Here is a 17,953-nt window from a genome sequence, read left to right on the forward strand (position 1 = left end):
TTTCCCACCTTATGAATGTGAAGTTACGCCTTGTTGCTTTTATATATTGGCTGCTTGCAATATATAGCTTCTCTGTGCATGCACAAGAGTCGGCGCTTTCATATTCATTCCGTCATCTCGACCTTAGCGATGGGCTGGCCAGCAATCACGTATCCGCCATTCTACAGGATCATAAAGGTTTTATCTGGATTGCCAGCACTGCCCTGCAGCGTTATGATGGGAGTAACCTGATCACTATTGCCAGCTTCGACAAAGTGCCGGGTTCCATTTACTACGACGATATCTGTCTTTGTGAAGATAAAAAAGGGAGGATCTGGATGGGGGCTCCTGATAATATCCGTTACTATGATCCTGGCACTTCCAAAGTAAAGGTGCTGAAGATGGATATGCTCCCAGTGGGCACCGGCAATGTTTACTGTAGTCATATTATACAGGATCATGCCGGCATCATCTGGGTCACCACCCAGGAAGGTCTGTACCGCTATGATGAAGAAGCCGCCACCTTTGTCATCCCAAAGGAAATACCTGCCCCGCAAAGGGCAGAAATGTACAGCGCTATTATTGAAGACAGGGCTGGCAACCTCTGGATCAGTGGTAAACAGGGCATCTACATGCTGAGTGCAGATCGCAGGCACCTGTATAGCAAAGACAACAACCCCTTACATATTCCGCTGCTCAATACAGAAACCAGTGTCAAGCAGTTTTTCATCGATAGCCGCGAACGCTTGTGGGCTTCAGGTAGACTGGGCGACACCCTCTACTGCTATATACCTGCACAAAAACAACTGAAAGCCTGGCCCTTCAGGATCAATAAGCCCCCCGAAGGGAATATGGTTACCGACATTACAGAAGATAAGGACAAACAGATCTGGGTAGCTACAGAAATGGGGGGCATCTATCGATATGACGAACAAGCCGGCGATTTCCACATCAATATCCGCGCAAATAACGACGATGATAAAAGATTCCACTACGATTTTGAAGTCAACTGTTTCCTGAACGACCGGGATGGCCGGCTATGGATTGGTAGTGACAGGGGATTAAATATTCTGAATCCGCCTGATCAGGCATTCCGCATCATGGACCAGCGGGATCCAAATGCAAAGTTACCCCAGGCGGAAGTAACCGGACTATTCCAGGATGACAGGGGAAATATCTATGCCGGCTACTGGGGCAAAGGCTTTAGCTGGCTCTCCCCTTCACTGCAATTAAAGCGGCAATTCCTGCAGGAAGTACCTGAAGAAAGAGGACTGGTATGGAGCTTTGCGCAAATGCCGGATGGAAAAGTATTGGTAGGGCAGGAGAATGGCTGGCTCTCCGTTTTTGATCCGAAGCAGGGAAAATTTGTAGCGCATAAGCACAAAGAACTTTTCGGTGATCAGACACTCATGACCATGCAGCCTGACGATGATAGCACTGTGTGGATAGGTTTATATAAGAACGGACTGGTACGCTGGAACCCGGTGACAGATTCATTTACGATTTGCCAGAACCTGCTGAACAAAATTCGTCATCCCATTACGGTTATGGATATAGCCGGGCAGGGCGATAGCATCTTATGGCTGGCAACCAGCGATGCTGGCCTGATCCGCTACAATCATATCACGCAGAAAATAGTGTCGAGAGAACTGTTTCCTTATGGCCAGTTGTCCGTCAGCAATATCACCTGTCTGAACCTCCTGGATGATTCTACCCTCGTAGCAGGTACAGAACATGGACTGTGGGTATACGATATCAGGCAGCATACCGCCAATCCGCTCCTGATCAATGGTACCCTCTTTGACGAATGGGTACTGAGCTTGTTGCCCTCCGGCAATAAAGGATTATGGTTTACTACACCCTATGGATTCTACCGTTTCAACAGGCGGAATTTCGGACTGGAAACCTTTGTGCAGACAGGGCAGATCATTGACAATAACCGAAAAGTGAGAAGACGGATAGTGCGGCTGGCAGATGGCCGGCTGATGATAGGGGCATCCGATCACTTTGTGGTGCTGGATACGGCGGCACTAAAGGTAGCACCCTCGCCACCCAATGTGACGATCATCAATTTCAGGGCTATGGATAGCAGTATGCAGCTGAATACCCTGTATGATAAGAATGCACCGCTTGCATTGAACCACCGGCAGAACTTTATCAACATAGAGTTCAAAAGCCTGCAATATCATCATGAAGCGATCCGCTATTTTTACCAGCTGGATGGGGTGGATGAAGACTGGGTGCAGGCCAATGGGGTACTGGTAGCAAGGTATACCAACCTGCCCCCGGGGAATTATATATTCAGGGTACGGAGTATGAACACAGCAGGTACATTTTCTTCAGGTGTCACCACTTTGTACTTCAATATCCTTCCTGCTTTCTGGCAGACTACCTGGTTCCGTTTACTCTGCCTGCTCCTGATCATAGCCTGTGTCTACACCTATTTCAGGATCAGGATTTACCTGATCAAAAGAGAGGCACGCAGGCGTACGAATATAGAACAGCAGATTGCCCAGCTGGAAATGAAGGCGCTCCGGGCACAAATGAATCCGCATTTCATCTTCAATGCACTGAACTCTATACAGACATTTATGATGAAGAATGAAACGGAGCAGGCGCTTTCCTACCTGAGCCGTTTTGCAAGACTGATCAGGAATGTACTGGATAACTCCCAGCAAAACAGCATCACTATTTCGCAGGAGATCAGGATGCTGGAGAACTATATAGAGCTGGAAAAACTGCGTTTCGAAGATCAGTTTGATTGTGATATTCGTGTAGATGAAGCACTGGATCCTGACTTTACAGATATTCCTACCATGATCTTACAGCCCTTTGTAGAGAATGCTATCTGGCATGGGCTCTTACACAAAAAGGAGCGGGGGATGCTTAGAATCATCTTTACGAAAGAGATAGACAGGGTATTGTGTACGATAGAGGATAATGGAATTGGCAGAGAAAAGTCAGCTGCATTGAGAACAGGGGATGGGCATCATTCCCGTGGGGTGCAGATTACACAGGACAGGTTAGCGCTGTACAATAAACGATACAACCTGGATATGACTTTTAATATAGAAGATTTGCCAACAGGGACGAGGGTGAATGTATGGTTCCCGCTGGATGAAGAATAAAAAAGCTTCAGTGCTGCCTAAATAAAAAAAGCGCCCGTATCAGGAGTATGATACGGGCGCTTTTCAATTATTTTACCAGTTACCACTGGCACCGCCTCCGCTACCGGAGCCACCTCCGAAGCCGCCAAAGCCGCCTCCTCCTCCGCGATCACTATCCCCAAAGCCACCAATAATAGGGCCGATCCATCCACGACGGCTGATAACGTTACCACCACCGCCACCACGGTTGCGCAGGATCGAGATAATCACAATAATAATAAAGAGCAGTATAAACAGGCCGGGTCCGTTGCTGGATTCCTTCCGCCTGTTAGGTGTTCCTTTATATTCTCCTTTCGACGCATCGATAATTTTGTCTACCGCTTCATTAAAGCCCTGATAATAGTCGCCGTTTCTGAAGTTAGGTTTAATGTTTTCATCGATTATACGGTTGGCGATAGCATCGGGTACCGCGCCTTCCATACCTGTGCCGACTTCTATACGGATCTTTCTGTCGTCTATAGCAGCCAGGATCAGGATCCCATTGTTCTTGTCTTTGGTACCGATTCCCCAGTCGCGCAGTATGGCGAGGCCAACTTCGGCGATGTCCCTTCCATTGGTAGAAGGGATGGTTACGATCGCAATCTGGGTAGAAGTGGTATCGTTAAACTCCAACAATTTGTTTTCCAGGCTGGCCACCTGATCGCCCTGCAGAACACCTGCCAGGTCGTTTACCAGCCGGGGTGGACTGGGGCGGGCAGGAATCTTTAGTTCCTGTGCCTGTACCATTCCTATGGCTAAGAAAAGACCTAAGAGCAGGCAGTATACTTGCCTCATCTTAATTATTTTTATTGTCCTCATCTCCCTACTACAATGTCGTCCGGTAATTCGTTAATGTCGTCTCCTTCATGTGGAAAGTGAACACAGAGTGCTTCGCCTATCTCGGTGATGCAGGCTTCAATACCTTTTACCACCTGGCCATTGGCAAAATGTGCCAGCATGTTTTTGGTTCTTTCTTTCCAGAAATCTTTGCCCACTTTTTCATGAATGCCCTTATCCCCGGCAATTGCATATTGTTTGTCTTTCAGTGCAAAGTAAAGTAGTACCCCATTCCGGAACCTTGTCTTTTCCAGGCTCAGTTGAACGAAGATCTGCTGGGCCCTGTCCATGGGATCTACAAATTTGCAATGGCTTTCTACATATACCCGGATCTCTCCGCTGGTCATTCTTTCCGCACTGCGGATAGCCTGTACCAGTTGCTGTTTCTCTGCTTCGGTGAGCAGTTCTTTTTTAGGGAATAAACGCATAGATGAGTGAGCTGTTTTGATATTAGAACTGCACTTTTGGAGCGTTTTCAGCACCCTTGTCGGCCATATAGTATTCTTTGGCTTTGAAACCACCGAAACCGGCTACGATGTTGTTAGGGAAAGTGCTGACAGTTGCGTTAAAGCTTTCTACGGCAGTGGTAAAGTCGTTACGTGCTACGGTAATGCGGTTCTCAGTACCTTCCAGTTGTGCCTGCAGGTCACGGAAGTTCTGATTAGCTTTCAGTTCAGGATAGGCTTCAGATACAGCCAGCAATCTGCCTAGTGCTGTACTCAGCTGACCTTGTGCTGCCTGGTACTGTTGTACTTTTTCAGGAGTCAGGTCATCGCCTTTGATCGTGATCTGGGTAGCTTTTGCTCTGGCTTCCATTACCTGGGTCAGGGTTTCTTTCTCAAAATTGGCAGCACCTTTAACAGTACTTACCAGATTCGGGATCAGATCTGCCCTGCGCTGATACTGTGCTTCCACATTGCTCCACTTGCTTTTTACTGCCTGATCCAGACGTACAATGCTATTGTATTTGGAAACTCCACAGCCTCCAAAAATGACAACTACGGCAAGAATAATGATAAGTGTGAGCGTACTCTTTTTCATTTGTGCTTAGATTTATTTACAATTATAACAATGTTAATGCCTGTTTGTATTGCCCTGATTTTCTGTAAATTAGTATAGTGAGTAATGACAGGCTTATCCAAACCTACAAGAAATTACGCAAAGTACAAGGAGTTATTATGCTAAAGCCTGCTAACCAACTTACTGAACAATAACCGCAGGAACGATAAAAGGATTATATTTTACTTTCACAAGAAAGAAATCAGCATTGGTGAAAAAGTCAGTCAGCAAATGTAGGTTTCTCTATAATTTTGGTGGTGTTTTCTTATTGTAAATATATCGTTAGGAATACTTTTCATTCGTTTTGTACACCTCTATTTTTCATTAAATTGTATTTAAGTCTGCTTCAATGAGTGCACAACACATCCATATTCTGTATATCGATGATGAGATTCATAACTTAAATGCGTTCAAAGCATCTTTCCGTAGACTATACACGGTATTTACGGCAAGTTCGGCTGAGGAAGCAGAGAAAGTGTTGGAAAAGGAAGAAATTCATATCATCATTTCAGATCAGCGGATGCCCAAGATGACCGGGATTGAGTTTTTTGAATCCATCCTGGATAAATATCCTGAGCCCATCCGAATCCTGCTGACAGGTTATGCCGACATCAATGCGGTCATTGATGCCATCAACAAAGGTCAGGTGTACAAGTATTTTTCCAAGCCATGGAATGACGAGGACCTGCGTCACAACATAGAAAAGGCATTTGAAGTATATGCCCTGCGCAAAGAAAATAAGGAATTGACAGCAAAATTGCTGGATGTAAATGAGAAGCTGGAGTTCCTGCTCCGTCAGAAACTCATTTCTTAACCATGAAGTGAACAGTATTGTCGTATATCTGATAGTCCAACTTTAATTGCTTACAGATCTCGTCGAGAAAATCTTCAACCTTTTTATCTTTTTCAAGGCTGCCCGAGAAGTGTGTGTTCTGAAATGAAGGTGCTGCCGAAAAGTCCAGCTTGAGTCCAAACCAGCGTTGCAATACAGGTCTCAGCTCTTCCATCGGCCTGTTGCGGAAGCGATATACGCCTTCCCGCCAACCCAGGGTAACCGTTTCGTCGAACCTTTTTACCTTGAACCGCTCACCGGGATGATATATTGCCTCAAACCCGGGCTTGAGTGTTACATCAAGACTATCTCCTACATCTGTCACCACAATACCTTGCACCAGGGAGGTTGTAACTGTATTGTTATCATAAGAATTGACGTTGAAAGCCGTACCTAAGGCTATCACGGAGGTGGTTCCTGTGTGTACAATAAACGGCCTTTCAGGGTTGTGCGCTACCGTAAAGTAAGCTTCCCCTTCCAGGTATACTTCTCTTGTCTTGCCGGGGAAGATAAATGGGAAACGCAGCGTGGAGCTGGCATTGAGATGTACTTCCGTACCATCTGCCAGTTCAATATGATAATCCTGCTTGGGGGGCACGGTCAGCGTATTCCACTCCAGGGATTTGCTCTGGTAGATGGTATCCGGACGGATATTTTTGATGGCAATAGCCCCGGAATCGCCTACTACTTTAATAGCGGAATCGGTAGTTATCACCTCATCATCGTTGGTGGCTACCGACGTTGGTGCAGGCGCAGAGAATATAGGTCTGCCTGCCATTTGTGGTAAAACAATGCGGTAATGGTTGGCTGTTTGATGAGGTGCCTGCTTTTTGGCAGGTACTAAATAATATGCCGCTGCGGTAGCGCCTATAGCAAGGATAATAGCTGCCGCTACCCGCACTTTCTTCAGGTATTTCAATACCCTGAGATATACAGGCGTTGGTTCCAGTATAGCTTTGACTTTCAGCCAGTCAGCTTCTACCTGGAGGTCTTCCAGGAAAGCATTATTGGTGTACAATATGGCTTCTTCATATTCCTGCCAGCAGCGGCGCACATTTTCATTGTGATGCATTTCCTTTTGCAGCAGCTTGTCTTCCACTTCAGTTAAATCGCCAAGTTGCTTACGCAGTAGTAAACTGTAAATGTACTCTTGGTCGTATTTCATTTTTTTATAGAGTGGTTACGAGGGTTTTTAAGATAATAATTACGTTGAGTCTTGGTTTTATATCTTACGTCATGGGCCGGGTTATCTCTCAATAGCCATGATCAGTGGTGTTGTAATTGACGTAGGCACCAGTGCCGGCCCCGTTTCACAGGGTGGGCAGGGCGCTTTGTATTGTTGAGCAGTAGCCACGACTGTTTCCTGCAACTGACGACATCTGGCATCAACAAGTTGATAGAAAAAGCCACCGGGGGCATGTTCTATCTGCTGATATTGCCGGGTCTTCCATACTTCTATAAATATCTTTTGTACTTCTTCCCTTGCCTCATCCATACTCCCCAACATTATACTGGCTTTCAGGCAGAGGGGTTTATAATATTTCATAAAGAAGTATTGATAGGCCTCCAGGGTATTATCCTTCTTCAATGCGGATAACATAGCGGTATCCTCGCTGGTAATCATATGAATAAGGTTATTTTGGTTAGTTAGTCTCCCTAATATGCGCTAAGTGTCATGTCCCCAATACCATTTAAATTTCGATAGAAAGAAGGAGAATTGTGTTAATGCCATGTTAATGAATTCCGATTTTTCTAAACCCCTATTTATAGACTTTCCCTTAAATTGCAGCTTTCTAAAGAAAAACTTAGTGGAATATGCAAGTTTGGAAAGATTATCAGACAAAGAATAAAGACCGTTTCCTGGAAGAATTGCTGGCCTTGTTGCGCATTCCTTCCGTAAGCGCAGACTCCCGTTTTAACAAAGATGTAGCGGCCTGCGCCGAAGCGGTGAAACAACGCCTGGTAGAAGCGGGTGCTGACAATGTAGAAGTATGCCCTACTGCCGGCCACCCTATCGTATATGGAGAAAAAATCATCGATGCGGCCCTTCCCACCGTATTGGTATATGGTCACTACGACGTGCAGCCTGCTGACCCCCTGGAACTCTGGCATAGCGGTCCCTTCGAACCAGTAATCAAAGATGAAAAGATCTATGCACGCGGTTCTGCGGACGATAAAGGCCAGTTCTACATGCACGTGAAGGCATTCGAAACCATGATGAATACCAACTCTGTTCCCTGCAATATCAAATTCATGATTGAAGGGGAGGAAGAAGTAGGTTCTGCCAACCTGGGGATCTTTATCAAGGAAAATAAGGAAAGACTGAAAGCAGACGTGGTACTCATCTCTGATACCTCCATGCTGAGCCTGGAAAATCCCAGCCTGGATACCGGTCTTCGCGGCCTGTCTTATATGGAAGTAGAGGTGACCGGCCCTAACCGCGACCTGCACAGCGGCGTATACGGTGGTGCTGTAGCAAACCCTGCTACCATCCTTTGCCAGATGATCGCTTCCCTGCATGACGAAAATAACCACATTACCATCCCTGGTTTCTACGACAACGTACAGGAACTGAGCAAAGAAGACAGGGCTGCCCTGAACGCAGCACCGTTCGACGAAGCTGAGTATAAGAAAGACCTGGGCGTAGAAGAACTGTGGGGAGAAAAAGGATATACTTCTATCGAGCGTACCGGTATCCGTCCTACCCTGGAGGTAAACGGTATCTGGGGTGGCTATATCGGGGAAGGTTCCAAAACCGTACTGCCTTCTAAAGCACATGCCAAGATCTCTATGCGCCTGGTTCCTAACCAGGACTGGATCCAGATCTCTGACCTGTTCAAGGCACACTTCGAAAAGATTGCCCCTAAGTCTGTAAAAGTAAAGGTAACCGCTCACCATGGTGGCAGCCCTTATGTAACGCCGACTGATCATGTGGCATTCAAGGCTGCCAGCGAAGCTATCAAGACAACTTTTGGTAAATCTCCAATACCAGTGCGCGGTGGTGGTAGTATTCCTATCGTAGCACTGTTTGAAAAAGAACTGGGACTGAAGACCATCCTCATGGGCTTTGGATTAGATAGCGACAACCTGCACTCTCCAAATGAGAAGTATGGTCTGGCTAACTATTATAAAGGAATTGAAACCATTCCTTATTTCCACAAGTTCTTTGCGGAAATGAATAAGAAATAATTATGCAGAACACAGAGAAACTGCGCCTGGATAAGTATCTCTGGGCGATCAGGATATTCAAGACGCGCTCCCAGGCCGCCACGGCCTGCGATGGCGGGAGGGTGAAGATGAATGGCAACAACGTGAAGGCTGCCAGGGCAGTCGGGATTGGTGATAAATATGAAATCAGGGCTGAATCCAGGAAATGGGTGATTGAAGTAGTCAGTTTGCTGGCAAACAGGGTGCAATACTCCGAAGCGATCAAACACTATGTGGATCTGACCCCTGAAGAGGATCAGCAAATGAACCAGCGGATTGCCGCCAGCTTCCATACCGGTAAGCGTCCGAGCAAGATCGGAAGGCCGACCAAAAAGGAGCGAAGGGATCTGGACGGATTTATGACAACCGATGACGAAGAATAAAAAAGAGGCCCGGGCTGAAAGCCCGGGCCTCTTTTTTTCGCAAAAACTTTCAATTTTGCTGCGTAAATTCGCATCCTCATTAATTAGATCTCAATAAATGCCTAAGCAAAGCGACGTACTCTCCACCGACTTCCTTGTGAAAGTAGCGGAAGAATTTGGAACTCCGGTATATATATACCATGCAGAAAAGATTGCCATCCAGTACGAAAAGTTAAAGGACGCCTTCCAAAAGACGGACGCACGCTTTTTCTACGCCTGTAAGGCGCTCACCAATATCAACATCCTGAAGTACATCAACTCCCTGGGTTGCGGTCTGGATACCGTGTCTATCAACGAAGTCCAACTCGGCCTTAAGGCAGGATTTGATCCAAAGAACATCATCTTTACCCCTAACTGCGTAGACCTCGACGAAATCGTGGCTGCAAAAGACCTGGGCGTAAATATCAATATCGACAACATCTCCATCCTGGAGCAATTCGGTAACCGCTTCGGTGACTCTTACCCTATCTGCATCCGCCTGAACCCACACATTATGGCAGGCGGTAACTACAAGATCTCCACAGGTCACGTAGACAGCAAATTCGGTATCTCCATCCACCAGATCCGCCACATTGAGCGCATCGTAAAGAGCACCAAACTGAAAGTAACCGGCCTGCACATGCACACCGGCTCCGAAATCAAGGATGTAGACGTTTTCCTCCGTGGGGTAGATATCATGTTTGAACTGGCCGTGAACTTCCCGGACCTGGAATTCATCGACCTCGGTAGCGGCTTCAAAGTAGCTTACCAACAGGGCGACCCTGAAACCGACATCCAGCTGCTGGGTAAAAAGCTCTCCGACGCTTTCAACAAATTCAGCAAAACATACAACCGCCCCCTCCAGGTATGGTTCGAACCAGGTAAATTCCTGGTAAGCCAGAGCGGTTACTTCGTAGTAAAGGCAAACGTGATCAAACAAACCACCGCTACCGTATTTGTAGGTGTCAACTCAGGTTTCAACCACCTGATCCGCCCTATGTTCTACGATGCCTTCCACCTGATCAAAAACATCTCTAATCCAAAAGGAACCGAACGGATCTATACCGTAGTAGGTAACATCTGCGAAACTGATACTTTCGGCTGGGATCGTAAACTAAATGAAGTGAAAGAAGGCGATCTCCTGGTATTCTACAACGCCGGTGCATACGGTTTTGAAATGGCATCCAACTTCAACTCCCGTTTCAAACCTGCCGAAGTACTGGTAAAAGACGGTAAAGCCCAGCTGATCCGTAGAAGAGATACATTCGAAGACCTGCTAAAAAATCAGATCGAATTATAATTAGAATATTTTACAGATTAGAATATTTTTATAGGTCTGCCGCATTGGCAGGCCTATAACTTTTTATGGCGGGATTTGTGGTTTTGCATTAAATTTGCACTTAACTATCAACCACAATCTCTCTGCTTAATCCTGCACGCTGTAATTCACTAATTGTAACATTCACAATTTTTTATTTGCCCAATCGTCAATTAACTAGATGAGTCATTTTTACATATTTTAGATTATGAAAGTTTTAACTGCCAGTCCCGACCAATTAAAGGATGAGGCACTGATAGAATCCCATATCTCCTTCGCACCCTATGTGAAGTATCTGAAGGAGAAAGCGGCCAGTAAATCAGATAGCCGGGCGGCGTATTACCAAAAAATCGCCGAACGCTTTGAGAGTAACCCTGCGCTGTTGGGCCCCATAGCCGGAGCGGATGACCTGTCAGCTTACCAGGAGTATATCGACCTCATTATCGCTACAATATTTCCGATCACTGCTGATATGGACAAGGATATCTATGGTATCGGTGTCCCTCAGAAGTTCGCTATATTTTATTACTCCGATCTCTTCAAAAATATCTTCGCCGATAATGGCGACAGAATGCTGGAAATGCCTAAAGGTATTTCGGCAGAAAAAATGAAGAAAGATAAACTGGAATGGCTCTACAAGCTGATCCTGGAGAAAGCATATGGCTTCCCCGTCACTTACCAGAACGAGATCATTCACCACATCAATATGCCCGGTCACAATGGTGGCAAGCGCTATGTGAAGGTGAATGTAGACCCCCGCTTCGTGGAAGTAAAGGTAAAAGGTGAGCTGCCACCCCTCTCATACGATACCGTATGTATGAAAAAGTTCAGCCCCGAAGGTCTGAAAGAAATCCTTCCACTGGACAATTTCTCCCTCGAAGGATTCGTGATCTGGACATTACAGGATGTCACCAAAGATGAGGTGCAGAATGTAATGAAGAACCTGATCCTGAACATGCACGAAGGCAACGAAAGACGTACCTATCGTAGGATGGAAGAAGAAGTACAGGCACTGATGGGCGATACCGACCTGAGTGTACACGTAGTACCCATTCCTAAAATCAATGGCCGCTATGTGCTCGAATGTGAACAGTGCGAAAGTGGGGTGACCCTGGGTGTAACAGGGAGTGAAAAACAACAGCAACAGCTGTTTCAGCAACTGATCCAGTACCTGGGCCAGAACAAAACACCGCTGCTGCTGCCTGTGGTAACTGAAAGTACCCTGTATGCTTATCCATTCCTGCGCTACCTGCCCCTGAAAGGTATCAATAGCTTTGTATTGGTGCCTGTATGGCATGAGGATACCCTGCTGGGTATTGTAGAACTGGCTTCCGGCACACCTAACAAGATCACTGCCGAAACCCTGGCGCAGGCTATGCCTGCGTACCCACTCATGGTAATGCTGCTGAACAGAGGTGCAGATATCACCTCCAACCGTATTACCCAGGTGATCAAGGAACAGTTTACTGCCCTGCAGCCTGCCGTAGAATGGAAATTCATCGATGCAGCATGGCATTACCTGCACACACCTAAAGCAAAGAGAAAAGACATTGGCAACATTGCCTTCGAAGATGTCTATCCCTTATATGGCGCTGTGGACATCAGAAACTCTTCTACTGAGCGTAGCAATGCGATTCATGAAGACCTTCGCGAACAGCTGCTCCTGATCCGGGAAACCCTGGACCACATTGGCAATACCATCTACCTGCCATTGCTGGAAGAGCTGAAGTTTAAGAACGATGAGCTCATCACCGGTATCACCAGTGGTATGCTCTCTGAAGATGAACTGCGCACCAATAACTACCTGGACGAAGAAATCGGCCCATTGTTCCGCCACCTGCACGAAAGTCATCCCGAACTGCAGCCGGCACTGGAACGCTACTTCTCCCTCGTAGACCAGACAGAAGGCCACATTCAGCACCACCGCCAGGATTATGAAGATAGCCTGGCCATGATCAATGCTGAGCTGAACCAATACCTGGATAAAGAGAAAGAAAACATACAACACTCCTTCCCATGCTACTTCGAGAAGTATCGTACAGATGGGGTAGAGTATAATATCTATATAGGACAGGCCATTGCACAAACCCGTAAGTTCGACCTGCTCTACCTGCGTAACCTGCGCCTGTGGCAGATCCAGTCTATGGCAGATATTGCAAGACTCACCAACAAGCTGATTCCGTCACTGAAGGTACCTCTGCAAACTACACAGCTGGTACTGGCACATAGCAATCCGATCGACATCAGTTTCAGACAGGATGAGCGCCGCTTCGATGTGGAAGGTGCCTACAACATCCGCTATGAAATTCTGAAGAAGAGAATTGATAAGGTGCACATTCGCCAGACAGGCAAACGCCTCACCCAGCCGGGTACCATTGCTATCGTGTATGCTTATGCGAAAGAGATGGAAGAATACCTGAAGTATATCAACTTCCTGCAGAACAAGAATATCCTGCTGCCGGATGTAGAAATGCTCGACCTGGAAGACCTGCAGGGCGTAAGCGGCCTGAGAGCATTAAGAGTGAAAGTAAATATGGACGCATAAAAAAAAGAGGTTGTATCAAAAGTAATTTGATGGCATTGAGCATTCAATAAAAGAGAATCCTCTCCATCAGGAATCCGGATTAAATCCCGGAAATTACTTTTGATACAACCTCTTTATTATGTTTAGAATCTAAATCCAAATGTAATATAAGGTAACACCTCCTCTTCAGACCTTCCCACCGTTGCTGTCAGTATCAGCATATTTACCGGGCTGAAATAGATACCTCCACCATATCCGTCATGCCATGCGGAAGATTTCTCTCCACTCTTCCAAACCCTGCCCACATCATTGAAAGCCAGTAAACCCACAGTGGCCGGGAACAGGTAAGACCTGAATTCAAACAGTTTCAATCGCAGCTCTGTATTGTTGAATGCCATTGCATCACCTGCAAAACGATAGTTACGATAACCACGCAGGTTCTGGACACCACCTAAATACATAGCCTGGAAATATTCATAATGCCCCCAGAGCTTACCACCACCAAACCTTGTCACCAATACTAAATTTGCCGGCGTACTAAAGCTGGTATAAATGCTCATGTCAGTAGACAATTGCAGGTAATGACGTTGTTGATCATTCAATCCCTGGTTGCCATGTAAAGTAGTATTCCAGTAGAAACCACGTGTAGGCGCAATTGTATTATTACGGGTATCGATCTGGTAACCCAGTTTTAAACCTGCATAGAATTTGGATTGATAAACAGACAGGGAGTCCAGCCCGTTCTTATCAAAGTCTTCAATGATCCTGCCTTTGGTCGCATCTTTGTCCAGTGTATAATAAGTAAAAGTTGGTCCGTAGATCAGCTGGAACTTGTTGGACAAATTAGTTTTGAACAAAGGCTCTACATTATACAGGCTGAATCGTGTACGATAATATTTAATCTTCAGGTCTTTCTCAAACACGGTTTCATTGCCATAACCGAAGAAGTTGATTGTATTGTTCGGAGCCTTGGCCGTAGCTGTCAGCGCCAGATCTGTATTCCCGATTATGTCAGTGAATTCACCCAGGTATTTGAACTGCCAGGCTTCTGTACCCAGGCTATGACCTGCCGTTAAAGTTTGTCTGGACGCAAATGGTCGCTTGCGGAAACCCTGTTTGGTATACTGGAATCCTACACCCAGTGATAACCCATCGTCACTGTTAAAACCAGCAGTAGCCAGTGGCATCAGCTTATCGTAGATGTACAGCAAGGGTGTACGTTCATACTTGATATTCGCCGGATCGTAAGAAAGGATCCTGCGTTCATTGCCTGCCAGCTGGAAAGTATCGGCACCACCACGTTTCTCATAGATGCGGATATGATTACCTGCATGCTGGGTAGTACTGTCTCTGTAAGTATCATTGTCTTTACCACCGATGATGCGGATGTGAATAGGTGTGTGATAATCCCCTTTGATATCGAATTTATCCTCCCCGCCCAATCCGAAGATTCTTACTTCCCTGGTTACATTCGGATCAAAAGTGCGGGAGTAGATGTTTTGCTGCACCTCGCCTTTTTTGCTGATCTTATTCACATTCAGGGATACGAATCCATCTTTTTGTCTTTCGATGGTGAACAACTCATCCTTTTTTGTACCGGTTACATCTACATCTTTCGCCAGGAAGTGGTAGAAATCAAGGGATGATTTCTCCAGTTTATCACGGCGGGCAATGAGGGTTTTGATGGTAAAGTCGCCTACCTGTTTCCGCACCGTATCCGGGAACCGGTCTACGGCAGCCGCAATCACAGAGTCTCGCAGACTCTGTACCAGCTCATGACTAATCCTCTTCCATTTCTCTTCATCAATTTCATTCATGAAGGAACGGTCAAATGGTTGTGCGGAAGGGTTTTGATATTCGATGTTAGGAAAGTAAGGCTTAAAGCCCTGGAACTTTGGCATCACCCATTTCCTGGCCGCAATAGCGGTGATCACGCCCTGGTTCACGAAGAAAGCCTGGTCGCGGTCCCGGGGTATAGGATAGTATTCTTTCGTATCGCGTTTCTTGTGTTTCTTCACCCCCCATCTCCACTGGTCATCATGCCTGTCCCAGTCTGCCATCAGCAGGTCCAGCATGCGTGCACGGGCTACAGCTTCCTGGTCTATGGTATTGTCATTATCCCCCTGAATTTGTTCCAGAACCTTGATGGTATTGTAGGTTTTACCCTTTACCACCGGTTCTCTTTCTTCAAAAAGGTAAACATCATCACCATGAGTGCTGGCGTAGATACCGAGCGAAGTATCCTTAGGTAAGTATACAAAGGTTGGGTTGGTATGTGGTACGCCTGCCGCTTCAGCGAGGCTGGCTACTGCCATAGTCGCATATGGATTGGAGGCAGAGATCTGGTCCTGCACTACGTCTTTGGCAATGGTGTTTTTCAGTTCTGCAGGAATGGCTTTTTCAGGATATTTCTTTACTGAACGCAGTACCCATTCGGTACCCGATTTATCTTCCAGGCGCAGGGAGAGGGTTTGCATTCCACCACCACGCTGCAATATTTTCAGGCCACCCTTTTCTTTGTTGATGTCCAGCACCGGGAAGTTCACCGGGGCTGCCCATACCGTACGATAGTTATGCCCCAGCAGCCAGTAGTGAATGCCTGTTTTATGAATATACTGGGTATCAGCAGGCATGGTTATAAATGGAGGTAACTCTTTTGCGGTCGGACTTGCATTGGCTTGTTGCTCAGAACGGATGTCCTGTACATTGAAAAGGGAACTGGTAAATGAAGGGCCATCGGTTTTGTCCACGGTATAATATTGCACCGTAATATTTCCATTCTTTGAGATTTCCAGCGCCGCATAGCCGTTCTCGTTACTGGCATACAGCGACTTGGGGCCTTTCTTTACACGGGTCTCTTTGGCTCCGCTACCACTACCTATATAGTAATTCTCTTTGTCTTTAATGAACTGTAAGGAGTGATCATGCCCGGCTACAAAGATGGCGGGTCCGTGTGATTTGAAGGCGGCTTCCACGCCACTTACCAGCTCCTGGTAGTCAGGATTTGGCAGGTCTTCGGGCGTACCGAATACCCCACGGGTCAGGGGATAGATAGAACCAACTACCGGCAGCGGAATATACAATCCCTTCTTCAGATCAGTGAGTGGGAAGATGTGTTGCTTCAACGTATAGTAGCCACCGTGAATACCATAGCTCCGGAAAGGGTGGTGGCTTGCAAAGATGACCAGCTTATTCCGGTTACGGATCACGATATCACTCAGTTCAGTCAATACATCCTGTTTGGTTTTGAAATCACAGGAGGACTCCGGGCCGGGTTTGGCATAGGGGAACAGCCACCATTCGGTATCCATGATCACAAGGGTGATGTTCTTGTCCAGCGCAACTTCGATAGGGCCGGGGCAACCATCTTTTGGCAGGAAGTTCACATTGGGGAGGTTCAGGGAATCAATATAGAGTTGCTGATTGATGATGGTCTCCCAGCCATTGGGCTTTGACTTTTCCCAGTCATGATTGCCGGGAATGAAGTAAGCCTGTGTATTTGTATTGCGTACCAGGTTCACCTGGTAATCTAGTATCTCTTTGGAAAGTGGGTACCGGCTACTGGTAGGGTCTGGCATCCCATAGGGATAAACGTTATCTCCCAGATAGAGAACGGTGTTCCTGGCATCCTGCAGGTCGAAGCGGCTTTTTACAGCATCTATGACAGGGTTATGCCCATCCTGGTGCAGTTCGCCGGCATCCCCGATCAGGATGATCCTTCTGGCCAGAGTATCCTGTGCCTGTGCCAGAAAAGGCAGGAACAGCATGGAGAGATGTAAAAGGTACTTCATCGTTACAGAGGTCTTTGGTTGTATTTGAACTTGAGGATATTAGCCGAAGATTCATCGGCAGATTCGTTGGATATATACATATCACCATTAATAGCAAATGAAATGCCTTCCGGTTGCTTGAATATGGCATGCTTCAGATTATAGGCTTCCTGTACTTTGCCATCCAGGTCAGCGATCACCAGCATCCTGTTGACTGCGGAGAGGATATACAATCTTTTTTCAAAGGGATGTACAGCGGCGGCAGATGGTTTAAAGAGGCCAATATCTTCGCCTGTAAGACGTTCTATATCCGCGATATTAATCCGGTAGAAGGGGTCTTCATCGAATTCCCAGGTCTTCATATCGAAGCGGTAGGCAGTATTATAGCCTTTGCCTTTATCATCTGCGCAGGCTTTACACAGCATCACCATTCCATCATTGCGGGGGTCATAGTACAGGGTTTCGAACTCTTTCTTGCCCTCCACTGGTAGTTTGTAGTGAACAGCATCGGTAGAATCAGAGAAGAGGCCTGTCACCTGGTAAAGGTGACCATTGCTTTTCAGTACCATCCAGTTTTTGCCATCGGTAGCGAGGTCTTCATAATCGCCGCTTTTGTCAAACTTCCAGTTGGGATACGGGGTATCGCCCGTTACATCAATAGAAAATACCCTGCCCTGTTCATCATTGATAGCCAGAATATGGTGTTCATCGGGTGCCAGTACGATGCCTGAGATCTCCTGCATGGATTGTCTCACGTGAAACCGTGTGGGTTCCGCAAGGTTATAGCCTTTGGGAGATTCGTATTTTTTATCCCTGTTGTTGTAATAATTACATGAAGTGAGCAACAGGGCAACTAATAATAAATGTCGTAGAGTCATAA

Annotated in this window: 13 protein-coding genes; 6 read left to right on the forward strand and 7 right to left on the reverse strand. The window is 46.5% G+C overall.

Annotation, left to right across the window (positions count from 1 at the left end):
* The first annotated feature begins 11 nt into the window (after positions 1-11).
* On the forward strand, positions 12-3,107 hold the full coding sequence (locus tag DXN04_RS29825) for a sensor histidine kinase (RefSeq protein ID WP_116857076.1): 3,096 nt from the start codon (positions 12-14) through the stop codon (positions 3,105-3,107).
* A gap of 72 nt (positions 3,108-3,179) precedes the next feature.
* On the opposite strand, the gene DXN04_RS29830 is transcribed toward DXN04_RS29825, so the two are convergent.
* From DXN04_RS29830 to DXN04_RS29840, 3 genes are read right to left on the reverse strand one after another with little or no spacing between them, the layout of a single operon-like run.
* The gene (locus DXN04_RS29830) at positions 3,180-3,920 is read right to left on the reverse strand and encodes a TPM domain-containing protein (RefSeq protein ID WP_116857077.1); all 741 of its coding nucleotides are present in this window, start codon (positions 3,918-3,920) and stop codon (positions 3,180-3,182) included.
* A gap of 20 nt (positions 3,921-3,940) precedes the next feature.
* Positions 3,941-4,390: a TPM domain-containing protein gene (locus tag DXN04_RS29835; protein WP_116857078.1), complete on the reverse strand. Its 450-nt coding sequence runs from the start codon at positions 4,388-4,390 to the stop codon at positions 3,941-3,943.
* A gap of 22 nt (positions 4,391-4,412) precedes the next feature.
* Positions 4,413-5,003: a LemA family protein gene (locus DXN04_RS29840; RefSeq protein WP_116857079.1), complete on the reverse strand. Its 591-nt coding sequence runs from the start codon at positions 5,001-5,003 to the stop codon at positions 4,413-4,415.
* A 367-nt stretch (positions 5,004-5,370) separates the two neighbouring features.
* On the opposite strand from DXN04_RS29840, the gene DXN04_RS29845 reads away from it, so the two are divergent.
* Positions 5,371-5,835 carry a response regulator gene (locus DXN04_RS29845; protein ID WP_116857080.1) on the forward strand — a complete coding sequence of 155 codons (465 nt, stop codon included), beginning with the start codon at positions 5,371-5,373 and terminating at the stop codon, positions 5,833-5,835.
* On the opposite strand, the gene DXN04_RS29850 is transcribed toward DXN04_RS29845, so the two are convergent.
* Together DXN04_RS29850 and DXN04_RS29855 are read right to left on the reverse strand one after the other, a co-directional pair.
* Positions 5,825-7,018 (reverse strand): FecR family protein, encoded by a 1,194-nt coding sequence (locus tag DXN04_RS29850; RefSeq protein WP_116857081.1) that lies wholly within the window; start codon positions 7,016-7,018, stop codon positions 5,825-5,827. The two genes, DXN04_RS29845 and DXN04_RS29850, sit on opposite strands and share 11 nt — an antisense overlap.
* A gap of 81 nt (positions 7,019-7,099) precedes the next feature.
* Complete coding sequence (locus DXN04_RS29855) at positions 7,100-7,477, reverse strand: RNA polymerase sigma factor (protein WP_116857082.1); 378 nt, start codon at positions 7,475-7,477, stop codon at positions 7,100-7,102.
* A 191-nt stretch (positions 7,478-7,668) separates the two neighbouring features.
* On the opposite strand from DXN04_RS29855, the gene DXN04_RS29860 reads away from it, so the two are divergent.
* The 4 genes from DXN04_RS29860 (at position 7,669) to DXN04_RS29875 (ending at position 13,324) form a co-directional block, all read left to right on the forward strand.
* Positions 7,669-9,042 carry a dipeptidase gene (locus DXN04_RS29860; protein WP_116857083.1) on the forward strand — a complete coding sequence of 458 codons (1,374 nt, stop codon included), beginning with the start codon at positions 7,669-7,671 and terminating at the stop codon, positions 9,040-9,042.
* Positions 9,043-9,044: 2 nt separating this feature from the next.
* Entirely contained in the window at positions 9,045-9,443 is a 399-nt protein-coding gene (locus DXN04_RS29865) for an RNA-binding S4 domain-containing protein (protein ID WP_116857084.1), read from the forward strand.
* Positions 9,444-9,540: 97 nt separating this feature from the next.
* Positions 9,541-10,761, forward strand: coding sequence for a diaminopimelate decarboxylase (lysA, locus tag DXN04_RS29870; RefSeq protein WP_116857085.1), 1,221 nt, complete (start codon positions 9,541-9,543; stop codon positions 10,759-10,761).
* A gap of 226 nt (positions 10,762-10,987) precedes the next feature.
* Entirely contained in the window at positions 10,988-13,324 is a 2,337-nt protein-coding gene (locus DXN04_RS29875) for a hypothetical protein (RefSeq protein WP_116857086.1), read from the forward strand.
* A gap of 122 nt (positions 13,325-13,446) precedes the next feature.
* Here DXN04_RS29875 and DXN04_RS29880 read toward each other — a convergent pair whose 3' ends face one another.
* Both DXN04_RS29880 and DXN04_RS29885 read right to left on the reverse strand, forming a co-directional pair.
* Complete coding sequence (locus tag DXN04_RS29880; protein ID WP_116857087.1) at positions 13,447-17,094, reverse strand: BamA/TamA family outer membrane protein; 3,648 nt, start codon at positions 17,092-17,094, stop codon at positions 13,447-13,449.
* A 2-nt stretch (positions 17,095-17,096) separates the two neighbouring features.
* Positions 17,097-17,951, reverse strand: a complete 855-nt coding sequence (locus DXN04_RS29885) for an SdiA-regulated domain-containing protein (RefSeq protein WP_116857088.1) — start codon at positions 17,949-17,951, stop codon at positions 17,097-17,099.
* Positions 17,952-17,953 lie beyond the last annotated feature (2 nt).

The organism is Chitinophaga silvisoli (assembly GCF_003412465.1).
Taxonomy (GTDB): domain Bacteria; phylum Bacteroidota; class Bacteroidia; order Chitinophagales; family Chitinophagaceae; genus Chitinophaga; species Chitinophaga silvisoli.

What these genes read in the sequence shown, in the direction of transcription:
- DXN04_RS29825 (WP_116857076.1), top strand. Translation starts at nt 12, where the DNA reads ATGAATGTGAAGTTACGCCTTGTTGCTTTTATATATTGGCTGCTTGCA.
- DXN04_RS29830 (WP_116857077.1), bottom strand. Translation starts at nt 3,920, where the DNA reads ATGAGGCAAGTATACTGCCTGCTCTTAGGTCTTTTCTTAGCCATAGGA.
- DXN04_RS29835 (WP_116857078.1), bottom strand. Translation starts at nt 4,390, where the DNA reads ATGCGTTTATTCCCTAAAAAAGAACTGCTCACCGAAGCAGAGAAACAG.
- DXN04_RS29840 (WP_116857079.1), bottom strand. Translation starts at nt 5,003, where the DNA reads ATGAAAAAGAGTACGCTCACACTTATCATTATTCTTGCCGTAGTTGTC.
- DXN04_RS29845 (WP_116857080.1), top strand. Translation starts at nt 5,371, where the DNA reads ATGAGTGCACAACACATCCATATTCTGTATATCGATGATGAGATTCAT.
- DXN04_RS29850 (WP_116857081.1), bottom strand. Translation starts at nt 7,018, where the DNA reads ATGAAATACGACCAAGAGTACATTTACAGTTTACTACTGCGTAAGCAA.
- DXN04_RS29855 (WP_116857082.1), bottom strand. Translation starts at nt 7,477, where the DNA reads ATGATTACCAGCGAGGATACCGCTATGTTATCCGCATTGAAGAAGGAT.
- DXN04_RS29860 (WP_116857083.1), top strand. Translation starts at nt 7,669, where the DNA reads ATGCAAGTTTGGAAAGATTATCAGACAAAGAATAAAGACCGTTTCCTG.
- DXN04_RS29865 (WP_116857084.1), top strand. Translation starts at nt 9,045, where the DNA reads ATGCAGAACACAGAGAAACTGCGCCTGGATAAGTATCTCTGGGCGATC.
- lysA (WP_116857085.1), top strand. Translation starts at nt 9,541, where the DNA reads ATGCCTAAGCAAAGCGACGTACTCTCCACCGACTTCCTTGTGAAAGTA.
- DXN04_RS29875 (WP_116857086.1), top strand. Translation starts at nt 10,988, where the DNA reads ATGAAAGTTTTAACTGCCAGTCCCGACCAATTAAAGGATGAGGCACTG.
- DXN04_RS29880 (WP_116857087.1), bottom strand. Translation starts at nt 17,094, where the DNA reads ATGAAGTACCTTTTACATCTCTCCATGCTGTTCCTGCCTTTTCTGGCA.
- DXN04_RS29885 (WP_116857088.1), bottom strand. Translation starts at nt 17,951, where the DNA reads ATGACTCTACGACATTTATTATTAGTTGCCCTGTTGCTCACTTCATGT.